The organism is Roseiarcus sp., from assembly GCF_052145395.1.
Taxonomy (GTDB): Bacteria; Pseudomonadota; Alphaproteobacteria; order Rhizobiales; family Beijerinckiaceae; genus Roseiarcus.
The window spans coordinates 1-9,511 of record NZ_JBKQOT010000591.1; the positions used below are offsets into that span (position 1 = coordinate 1).

General features: G+C 63.7%; 8 protein-coding genes, 1 tRNA gene and 2 pseudogenes. 8 read left to right on the forward strand and 3 right to left on the reverse strand.

Annotated elements, in window-relative coordinates; all coding sequences use genetic code 11:
• Window positions 1–357: 357 nt before the first annotated feature.
• Together ACLP25_RS20355 and ACLP25_RS20360 are read left to right on the forward strand one after the other, a co-directional pair.
• The gene (locus ACLP25_RS20355; protein WP_442470981.1) at window positions 358–1,086 is read left to right on the forward strand and encodes an alpha/beta fold hydrolase; all 729 of its coding nucleotides are present in this window, start codon (window positions 358–360) and stop codon (window positions 1,084–1,086) included.
• Between the two features lie 139 nt (window positions 1,087–1,225).
• Window positions 1,226–1,471, forward strand: a pseudogene (locus ACLP25_RS20360) (aldehyde dehydrogenase family protein); the annotation flags it as partial.
• A gap of 713 nt (window positions 1,472–2,184) precedes the next feature.
• On the opposite strand, the gene ACLP25_RS20365 reads toward ACLP25_RS20360, so the two are convergent.
• Entirely contained in the window at window positions 2,185–2,871 is a 687-nt protein-coding gene (locus ACLP25_RS20365) for a GntR family transcriptional regulator (RefSeq protein WP_442470976.1), read from the reverse strand.
• A gap of 310 nt (window positions 2,872–3,181) precedes the next feature.
• Between ACLP25_RS20365 and ACLP25_RS20370 the strand changes: the two genes are divergently transcribed.
• The 6 genes and pseudogenes from ACLP25_RS20370 to ACLP25_RS20395 all read left to right on the forward strand — a co-directional run bounded on the left by ACLP25_RS20370 (window position 3,182) and on the right by ACLP25_RS20395 (window position 7,416).
• The gene (locus ACLP25_RS20370) at window positions 3,182–4,138 is read left to right on the forward strand and encodes a fumarylacetoacetate hydrolase family protein (protein ID WP_442470977.1); all 957 of its coding nucleotides are present in this window, start codon (window positions 3,182–3,184) and stop codon (window positions 4,136–4,138) included.
• A 5-nt stretch (window positions 4,139–4,143) separates the two neighbouring features.
• Window positions 4,144–4,923: a cyclase family protein gene (locus ACLP25_RS20375; protein ID WP_442470982.1), complete on the forward strand. Its 780-nt coding sequence runs from the start codon at window positions 4,144–4,146 to the stop codon at window positions 4,921–4,923.
• A gap of 53 nt (window positions 4,924–4,976) precedes the next feature.
• The gene (locus tag ACLP25_RS20380; protein WP_442470983.1) at window positions 4,977–5,489 is read left to right on the forward strand and encodes an MFS transporter; all 513 of its coding nucleotides are present in this window, start codon (window positions 4,977–4,979) and stop codon (window positions 5,487–5,489) included.
• Window positions 5,459–6,715: pseudogene (gene feoB / locus ACLP25_RS20385) on the forward strand (ferrous iron transporter B); the annotation flags it as partial. The gene ACLP25_RS20380 and the pseudogene feoB, both read left to right, overlap by 31 nt.
• 79 nt (window positions 6,716–6,794) lie before the next feature.
• Window positions 6,795–6,870: transfer RNA gene (locus ACLP25_RS20390), tRNA-Lys, on the forward strand.
• Window positions 6,871–6,879: 9 nt separating this feature from the next.
• A complete protein-coding gene (locus ACLP25_RS20395) occupies window positions 6,880–7,416 on the forward strand; it encodes a GNAT family N-acetyltransferase (RefSeq protein ID WP_442470978.1) in 537 nt (178 codons plus the stop codon).
• 589 nt (window positions 7,417–8,005) lie between these two features.
• On the opposite strand, the gene ACLP25_RS20400 is transcribed toward ACLP25_RS20395, so the two are convergent.
• Both ACLP25_RS20400 and ACLP25_RS20405 read right to left on the reverse strand, forming a co-directional pair.
• Window positions 8,006–8,980 carry an alpha/beta fold hydrolase gene (locus ACLP25_RS20400; protein ID WP_442470979.1) on the reverse strand — a complete coding sequence of 325 codons (975 nt, stop codon included), beginning with the start codon at window positions 8,978–8,980 and terminating at the stop codon, window positions 8,006–8,008.
• 350 nt (window positions 8,981–9,330) lie between these two features.
• Window positions 9,331–9,511, reverse strand: a 181-nt coding sequence (locus ACLP25_RS20405; protein ID WP_442470980.1) for an STAS/SEC14 domain-containing protein, incomplete at its 5' end; no start/stop codon positions are given.

Genomic DNA, 9,511 nt, shown 5'->3' on the forward strand with positions numbered 1-9,511 from the left:
GTCGGCATGCTCAAAGACTCTACCGGATCATTCGCGCCTGGGACTTTCGCGATGTCTGCGATGCTCGTCGTCGCGGCGCTGCTGACAGGGATCCTCAAGGCGATCGTGCGGGAGGCGTGAGTCCCTGCCGAAAGGACGGCGCCGTCTCTCCTCGGTCGCCTCTCGTAAACCTCCCCCAAACGACAGGAACTGGAGCATAAAATGAAGCGCATATTCACTGTTCTCACTTTTTCGCTGATCCTTGGTTCGACCAGTCCCGGCATCGCCGCTGACGCCGGTCCGGTCACGCACGACCTCTTCAAGCACGACGACATTCAGATCGAGGTCCTATCACAGGGCAAAGGGCCGACGATTGTCATGCTGCCATCGCTCGGCAGATCCGGAGACGACTATCAAGCCACGTCTGAGGTCCTTGCTTCGCAAGGGTTTCGGGTGATCCGTCCGCAGCCGCGCGGGATAGGTCGGAGCGAGGGGCCGATGGACGGCCTCAATATGCACGCGCTCGCCGGCGACGTCGCGTTCGCGATCGATCAGGAGAAAGCAGGATCCGTGGTCGTCGTCGGACATGCCTTCGGAAATTTCGTCGGCCGCCAATTGGCGGCCGATCGCCCCGACCTCGTCAAGGGCGTCGTGCTCGCCGCGGCTTCGGCTGGCAAGGTGCCACCGGGCTCCCAAGAAAAACCGATCGGCCCGGAGATGCGCAAAGCGATCGACGGACCGTCGGATATGTCTCTATCCGAAGAGCAACGTCTTGAGGACCTGAAGATCGCCTTTTTCGCTCCTGGCCACGATCCGAAGGTCTGGCTCGGCGGCTGGAACGAGAAGGTGCATCATATGGAGTCGTACGCACGCGAACACACACCGGTCGACGATTACTTCGCTGCGGGCGCCGCGCCGATCCTCGACCTGCAAGCAGAGGACGATCCCGTCGCTCCCCGCCGTTTTTCGGGCGTCTTGAAGTCCTTGCTTGGGGACCGCGTCACAATCGTCGTTATCCCCGACGCCAGCCATGCCCTGTTTCCCGAGCAGCCGGCGGCCGTTGCGGACGCCATCGGCGCATTCGCAAATCGAGTCTTCGCACAATGAATAAAGACGGTCGCTCGCAGTCTGCCGCGAGCGACCTGATTGTAAAGCGGCGTCACAAGTTGACCCCGCCTTCTCTAACGGGTTCAAAGGATTAAGGATTATTGTGCCGATCGGCGCTTGGACCCCTCGTCGTATTAAACTGGAGATAGCCAACCACACCGAATTCGGCCTCTGCGCGGGTATTTGCACAACGAGCCTCAAGCGCGCCGCGCACTTTACGCGAAATGTTGAGGCGGGCATGGTGATGGTCAACCTGCCCATGGCGAGCATCGACTACTACGCGCCGTTTGGCGGGGGCAAAGGCTCCAGCCTCGAGCCGCGCGAGCGGGGTCGATACGCCGCAGAGTTCTGTCCGTCGGTGAAGGCGGCCTATACATTGCCTTGAAATCGAGGGTTTGCGCGCCTCGTCATCTGCCCGATAGGTCACCCGCGAGATCCTGCCGCCTTCGTCGTCGGCGCCGAGGAGAGCGCCATCCTTCATCACTGCGACGTCGAAGGGGCAACCCCACACGCTCGCGTCGTCGGCGACGAAGCCGGTCAGGAAGTCTTCGTAGAGGCCTGTCGGCTTACCGTTCGTCGTGAGGAGGCGCACGCCCCTTGCCAGTGCGCATCGCGCGGTTCCATGAGCCATAGAGCGCGACAAGGTACCTCGATCAGCCGCGCACCTCAGTCGTTTTTCGCAAAGCGGCTTTGCGTCGATGGCGGACCTACCTACGCGAGGCGGGAACTCCTGCTTTGGGCGGACTCTCCGCGTTCGAGGGGCAATCCGCTACGCGCGCAATGCGCCGATAAGCGGGCGATGGCGCAACGCGACGGAAGCGCCTACAGCAGTCACACGAGTTCTAATCGGAACGGCGTCGACCCGGAGCGCTTTCCCCAATGGCACGCCGTTGAGTGGCCGGAGCAATCCGGCCCATCGTCGACATACTGGCGGCGCCGATATCGTAACTACGTAGAGCCCAATGGTTCACAATCAACTTCTAGGGGTCGCCGGAATCGTTGGCGCAGACGCAGGCCGCAGACGGCGGTCTGAGGCCGCGGGTTACGAAACCCCATCGCTACGCGCCCTGCGACTCACAACGTTGATGTACGGAGAGTTCACGCTTTTTGCGGCTGCTCGGATCGCCAGTACATCGTCACTTCTCGCAGCGTGATGTTCAGGTGGGCCTTGAGCGCCTCGCAGGCTGCATCCGGATCGCCGTGTAGCGCCACGTTGGCGAGGTCTTCATGGACCGCCACGAACTCCGCCCAGTTGCGCATCTCGCCGATCATGATCTCCCGGTAGCGGCTAGCCTGGTCGAACAGCAACGACTGCGTCGCTGCGAGGCGCGTGGAAGAGCAGCCTGAGACGAGCGCGGCGTGGAACAGCTTGTGCGCCGAGTCGACGACAGCCCCGCCGGCGTCGGCTGGCGCGGCCCTCTGCACGGCTAGGCGAAGTCGCTCAAGCGCGCCGACGACGCCCACCGCCCATTCGTCGCTGCGCGCCGCCATCGATTCCCGCAACATTCCCGTTTCGACGACTTCTCGAGCTCGTATGATATCCGCCAAGTCCGCCAAAGACATCTGCGCGACGCGGTAGCCGCGATGGCTCTCGCCGACCACATAGCCGAGCGAACTGACCAGGAGCAGCGCCTCTCGAAGCGGCGAGGCTCCGATGCCGTAGCGCGCCTTGAGCTCGACGACGCGCAGTTTCAAGCCTGGCGGCAGCGCGCCTGACCGAATGTCGGCGGTGAGCTTCTCCGCGGCGATGCGCGCCTGGGTCTCCTCGAATTCCTCGTGTTCCAAGGCGGCGACGCCACTCCTTTCCAACCCGTTCAGGATATAGGATCCGCGAAGCCGCGTCAAAATGACGTTTTAGCGCTAAAACGTTATTTTGCCGCTTGAATTTCTCTACGGCTGGGGTTAATCCGCTCTTGCAAGGAAGGATCACAGGCGGCGAGGCCGACGTCAGGGGAGGACAAATGATCATTTCGCCAGGGCGCCCCGAGGCCCCTCGAAACGCCACACCGAGACCAAGGCGAGCCGGAGTCGTCGAACCCGAGCGACTGCCCGCACTCGGCCCTTGCCGGGACACTCTCACCACAGGCTTTTCGTCATGCGTCTTCTGACTTTCGAGCGTCACGGCGCCGTTCGGCTCGGCGTGCTCGCCCATGACCGCAGCGTCATCGACGTCGCCGAGCGCGATGGTCGTCCCGAGTTCCAATCGATGCAGGCCTTGATTGAGGCCGGACCTGCCGCGTTGGCGGATCTGCGCGCCTTGGCCGACTCTCCGGGTCCGACGCTCGCGCCGGGGTCCGTCCGCTGGCTGGCCCCACTTCCGCGACCGGCGCAGATGCGGGATTTCCTCGTCTTCGAGGAGCACATGCGGACGGCGGGCTGGAACGGCGCCAAGCTGCGCGCCAAATGGGGCGGCCCGTCGGCGCCGCCGGAACCGCAGCCGATTCCGCCCGTCTGGTACGAGCAGCCGATCTATTACAAATGCAACCGGTTCGCCGTCGCGGGGCCAGGCGCGTGCGTGAAATGGCCCAACTACTCGAGCGTGATCGACTACGAACTCGAGATCGCCTGCGTCATCGGCGCAAGCGGCCGGGACATCTCCGAAAACGACGCGCCAAAGCACATCTTCGGCTACACCATCTTCAACGACCTGACGGCGCGCGACGCGCAGTTCAAGGAGATGCAAGGTCCGCTGGGCCCGGCCAAGGGCAAGGACTTCGACAACGCCAACATCCTGGGGCCGGTGATTGTGACCGCCGACGCGGTCGACGTCGGCAACCTCGCCATGCGGGCCAAGGTCAACGGCGAGCTCTGGAGCGAAGGCTCCTCGTCAACGATGCACTGGTCGTTCGCTCAGATGATCGTCCACGTCAGCCGGTCCGAGACGCTCTATCCGGGCGAAATCCTCGGGTCGGGCACGGTCGGCGGAGGCTGCGGCCTCGAGCTCGGCCGCTTTTTGAAGGACGGCGACGAGGTGACTCTCGAGGTCGAGGGCATAGGCGCCGTCAGCGCCCGCATTGACGCGCCCCACGTGCAGGAAAGGCTAAGCCTGTGACGCCGATGAAATTCATCGACATCTCCATGCCGATCAGCGCCGACATCGTGACCGATCCCCCGCCGCTCAGGCCGAAGATCGCCTACTCGGATCATCGTGAAGGCGCCCTGCAAATGCTGCCCTTCTTTCCCGGGCTGAAGGTCGAGGATCTGCCTGACGGGGAAGGATGGGCCGTCGAGGAGATCACCCTCACCTCCCACAGCGGCAGCCATATGGACGCCCCGTGGCATTATCATTCCACAACCGATGGCGGTAAGCGGCGCGCGCCGACGATCGACGAGGCCCCGCTCAATCTCTTTTACCGTCCCGGGATCAAGCTCGACTTTCGGCGTTTCGTCGACGGCTACGCCGTGACGGCCGCCGACATTGAAGCCGAACTCGCCCGGATTGGGCGCGCCTTGCAGCCTTACGACATCGTCCTGGTGAACACCTCGGCCGCAGCCGCCTATGGCGGGCCCCGCTACCTGGCGAGCGGCTGCGGCATGGGGCGGGACGCCACGCTCTACCTGACCGAGCGGGGCGTGCAGGTGGTGGGGACGGACGCATGGTCCTGGGACGCTCCCTTTGACCGCATGGTAGCCCGCTATGCCGAAACCGGCGATCCCTCGATCATCTGGGAAGGCCACAAGGCGGGGCGAGAGCGGCCATACTACCAAATGGAGAAGTTGCAGAACCTCGAAAGCCTGCCCGCTCACGGTTTCACGGTCATCTGTTTCCCGGTGAAAATCGCTCGCGCCAGCGCGGGCTGGGTGCGTGCTGTGGCTATGCTGGAGCAAGGACAATGAACGAGTTACGTCGCGGGTGGCGCGTCTTCCTGGCCTCCTTCATTGGGATCGGCATGGGGAGCAGTTCGCTCTACTTCTATTCCATGGGCCTTTTCCTCAAGCCGCTTGCCGAAGCCTTCCACTGGAGCCGTAGCGCGGCTTCTCTGGGGCCATTGGTCGGAACCTTGGGCGCGGCCCTATTCGCCGTGCCGACGGGCGCCTTGATGGACCGGATCGGCCCGATGAAGACCGCCGTCGGCTCCATGGCTCTTCTGGCCGTCAGCCTGGCCTGTCTCGGCCTCGCGACGCAGGGCCTCGTCAGCTTCCTGCTCATCACCGCTTTTCTGGCGCTTACCGGGGTGGGGACCACCCCATTGTCGTATACGCGACTGATCGTCGGTCACTTCGATGCGATGCGCGGTCTTGCCCTGGGCGGCGCCCTCGTCAGCGCCGGGCTCGTGGCGATGCTAATGCCGGTGCTTCTTGCGCCGTTTATCGCAGAGCATGGCTGGCGGGACGGCTATCTGGCTTTGGCCGTTGCGGTATCAAGCTTGCGGTCCGCATGCCGGCAAAACCGGACACGCTGACCACGCGGCTCGATGCGGTGCTGCTGCACCCGGTCTTCGGTCTCGTCATCCTGTTGGGCCTGCTGTTTGTGATGTTCCAGGCGGTATTCACTTGGGCGCAGCCGCTGATGGAGCTGATATCGTCGGGCTTCGCAGCGCTCGGCGCGCTCGTCCACAACGCCCTGCCCGAGGGCCTGCTGCAGAGCTTCCTGCAGGACGGCGTCATCTCGGGCGTCGGCAGCGTTATCGTTTTTCTGCCGCAGATCCTGATCCTGTTTCTGTTCATCCTGCTGTTGGAAGACCTCGGCTACATGGCGCGCGCGGCGTTTCTCATGGACCGCATCATGGGCGGCGCGGGACTGCACGGCCGCGCCTTCATCCCGCTCTTGTCGAGCTTTGCCTGCGCCATTCCCGGCATCATGGCGACGCGGGTGATCGACAATCCGCGCGACCGGCTGACCACCATCCTGGTGGCGCCGCTGATGACCTGCTCGGCGCGCATTCCGGTCTACACGCTGATCATTTCCGCCTTCATTCCAGCCAAGCAGGTGTGGGGCTTCGCCAACCTGCAAGGCCTGGTGATGTTCGGCCTCTACGGCGCCGGCATCGCCAGCGCGCTCGGCGTATCGTTCCTCGCCAAATATTTCTTCTGGCGTGACAACCCGACGCCGCCGTTCATGCTGGAATTGCCGGACTACAAACTGCCGCGGCTGCGCAGCGTCGCCATCGGTCTGGCGATGCGCGCCAAAATGTTCCTGCAGCGCGCCGGCACCACGATCTTCTCGATGATGGTGTTGATCTGGTTTCTCGCCTCGTTTCCGCGACCGCCGGCGGGCGCCAGCGGGCCGGCGATCGATTACAGCCTGGCCGCCATGATCGGCCATGCGCTCGAACCGGTCTTGGCGCCGCTCGGCTTCAACTGGCAGATCAATGTAGCCCTGATCCCGGGCATGGCCGCACGCGAGGTCGCGGTGGCGGCGCTCGGCACCGTCTATGCCGTCGAGGGCGGCAAGGAAGCCGCGGCGCAGATCGGCCAGGCTCTTGCGCATCAATGGCCGCTGGCGACCGCGCTGTCCGTCCTGGTCTGGTACATTTTCGCGCCGCAATGCGCCTCGACGCTGGCAGTGATCCGCCGCGAGACCGGCAGCTGGCGCTGGATGGCGATCACTTTCGGCTACATGCTGGCGCTCGCCTACCTCGCCTCGCTGGTCACCTATAATGTTGCCGTGGCGCTTGGCGCCGGGTGAACGCCGCCAGCGGTGCGCCGCGCCGAGGCCCGCATGAGGCTGGTCACGGCAGCCGCTTTTCAGTATGCAGTGCGCGCACGAGCCGGTAGCTCAGTCGGTAGAGCACGTGACTTTTAATCACGGGGTCCTGGGTTCGAGTCCCAGCCGGCTCACCATCGAATGCCATGCAGGCGACATTGAACACGCGCCGGCTCGTTCTGCGGCCACGGGAGCTGGCCGACACCGACGCCTGCCTGCGCATGGACTTAGAGCCCGAGGTGACGCGCTACGTCAGCGGCCCATGGTCCGATCCCGTGGCGCATCGCGCCTTCATTGAACAGCGAACGCGCGGTCCATATCTGAGGGGTCTAGGCTATTGGACGCTGCGTTTGGGTGACCGAACGGCTGAGTTCATCGGATGGGTGCTGCTCATCCCCTTGGATGCAATCGGACCGGAGATCGAGATCGGGTGGCGGTTGCGGCCAGCGTTCTGGGGCCGCGGCTATGCGACCGAAGCCGCAAATTCCGTTCTACGGCATGGATTCGCTGACCTCGGGCTTGACGAACTGGTGGCCGACATCGATCCGGCGAATATCGCATCGATCGGCGTCGCCGAGAGGATCGGCCTGCGACACCGAGAAGCGAAAGCGGTCAAAGACCGGACTCTGGTGCGATATGCCCTTACCCGTACCGAGGCTGAGGAGACCTCGCGGCAAAGCTGATCCAAGCGCGTCAGATGATCCCGCGCGCCGAACCGTGACGCCACCGACGAACGGAAAAGAGAAACCCCAAGCGCGCCCGGGGGACGAAATGCGCGCTTGGGGCTCAGGCCGGCGGTGTCATAGTCCACCGCCGCATTCAGTGTTCCGCCGCGATCGTTCAGGCCGCGCCGCGGTCGACTAGAGCATGATCCGGAAAAGTGGAAGCCGGTTTTCCGAAAAGATCATGCTCCACCAAGATATTAGAGCGCCAATCGATTCAGTCTGAAGCGATTGCGCTCTTAGTCGGGAGCGGCTTCAGTCGAGCAAACGCCACACTCGCCGCAACTGAAGGTCCGCAGATCCGGAAGGCCGCCGGTTCGCGGCGTGGTGCGCGTCAGATGCATCGAGCGTCCGCAGTTCGGGCACGGCGGCCGGACGTTGGGGTGGTGGTCGCCGACCGGCCGCTTTAGTTCCTCAAACGCCAACATGGTATCTCGCCTCGGTGCATTTCAAACGAACGAATGAAATTCAAACGCACGTTTGAGACGCCGCCGTGCCGGAAACAAGGAATTTTTGTGATTTCCCCAGCCCGGCTCCGCGGCAGGCTGTCTCAGGGCAGGCCGCGGAGAAAGTCGATCATGGCCGCATTGACCTCGCCCGGGCGTTCCTGCTGGGTCCAGTGGCCGCAGCCGGGCAGCATGATCGCGCCGCGCAGCTCGGGCACGAATTTGGGAAGACCGGGAAGGAGCTTGTCCACCCCGCGGAAGGCCACGACAAGATCGCGGTCGCCGGCAACGTAGAGCGCGGGCACCGTCACCTTCAGGCCGGCGAACGGCGCCAGCAGCTCCCAGTTGCGATCGATGTTCCGGTACCAGTTCAAACCGCCGCGGAAACCGGTGCGCTTGAACTCTTCGGCGTAATACGTCGCGTCCTCGTCCGACAGCCAGGACGGCAGCGGCGGTGGGCTGGTCAGGCCCCTGAGGAAGCCGCTCTTTCGCGGCACCATGCCGACCGGCTCGCCGGGTTCGCGGCGGCGCGATGCTTCGCCAGAGGCCCCGTAGAGCCCGGCGCGAATGGTCAAGAGAGGATCGCGTTCAAGCTCCGCCTCGGCCACGCCGGGCTCCTGGAAATAGAGCTGATAGAACACCGCGTCGTCGTCCTGCGGCATCATGGTGGTCGGCCGGTTCGAGCCTCGCGGCAGGAACGGCACGCTCAGTCCGATCTCGCCGCGAAAGCGGTCGGGGCGCAGCAGCGCCGCATGCCATGCGACCGGCGCGCCCCAATCGTGGCCGGCAATCGCCGCGGTTTTCTCGCCCAAAGCATCCAGCAAGCCGACCATGTCGCCGACCAGATGCAGCAGCGTGTATTTGTCGATTTCGGCGGGAGCATCGGTGCGGCCATAGCCGCGCATGTCCGGGGCAACCGCGTGGAAGCCGGCTTCGGCCAAGGCGCGGAGCTGATGGCGCCAGGAATACCAGGACTCCGGGAAGCCGTGACAGAGCACGACCAGCGGACCTTCGCCCTGCTCGGCGACGTGCATCCGAATCCCGTTGGTCTCGATCGTGCGGTGCCTCACCTCGTTCATGGCAGTCTCCCGGCCGGTTGAGCCGAAATTATCGCTGGGCGCTCGCATTTCGGCAATGCGCGCTGCGATCTAGGCGGATGTCTTGAATCGAATTTTCAAGCCGGAAGGCCATGGCAGTTTCATAAAGGCGTCGTACCGGCGCCACAGACTTCGCGCAAAGTTCCTGATCGCAAACGTCCCTGACGTGGAACGGAACCAGGATGGCGACTTGGCGTTCAAGAGTGCGACTGTGATGTTCGTTGCGTGAATAGCGTTGCGCTGGTTGGTTTGTGTCAGTCCAGCACGTCGAGTAACCCGCCGGCCCCGCGTTTTTTTTGCGGCCGGCGGGTTTCTTGATTTCTGCACCCGCCTTATAAAGAGGCCGAGACGATCCACGAACGCGCTTGATCGACATCTTTCGTCGTAAAGACCTTCATCGCACCGGGCATCAGAAAGCTGAAAAGTGAAATCGCATGGGCGATCCACTGGACGTCGGTGACGACCGCGGCCCGTTCCCAGCGAGTGAGGTGTTGCATTCCAATCTTGAAATCT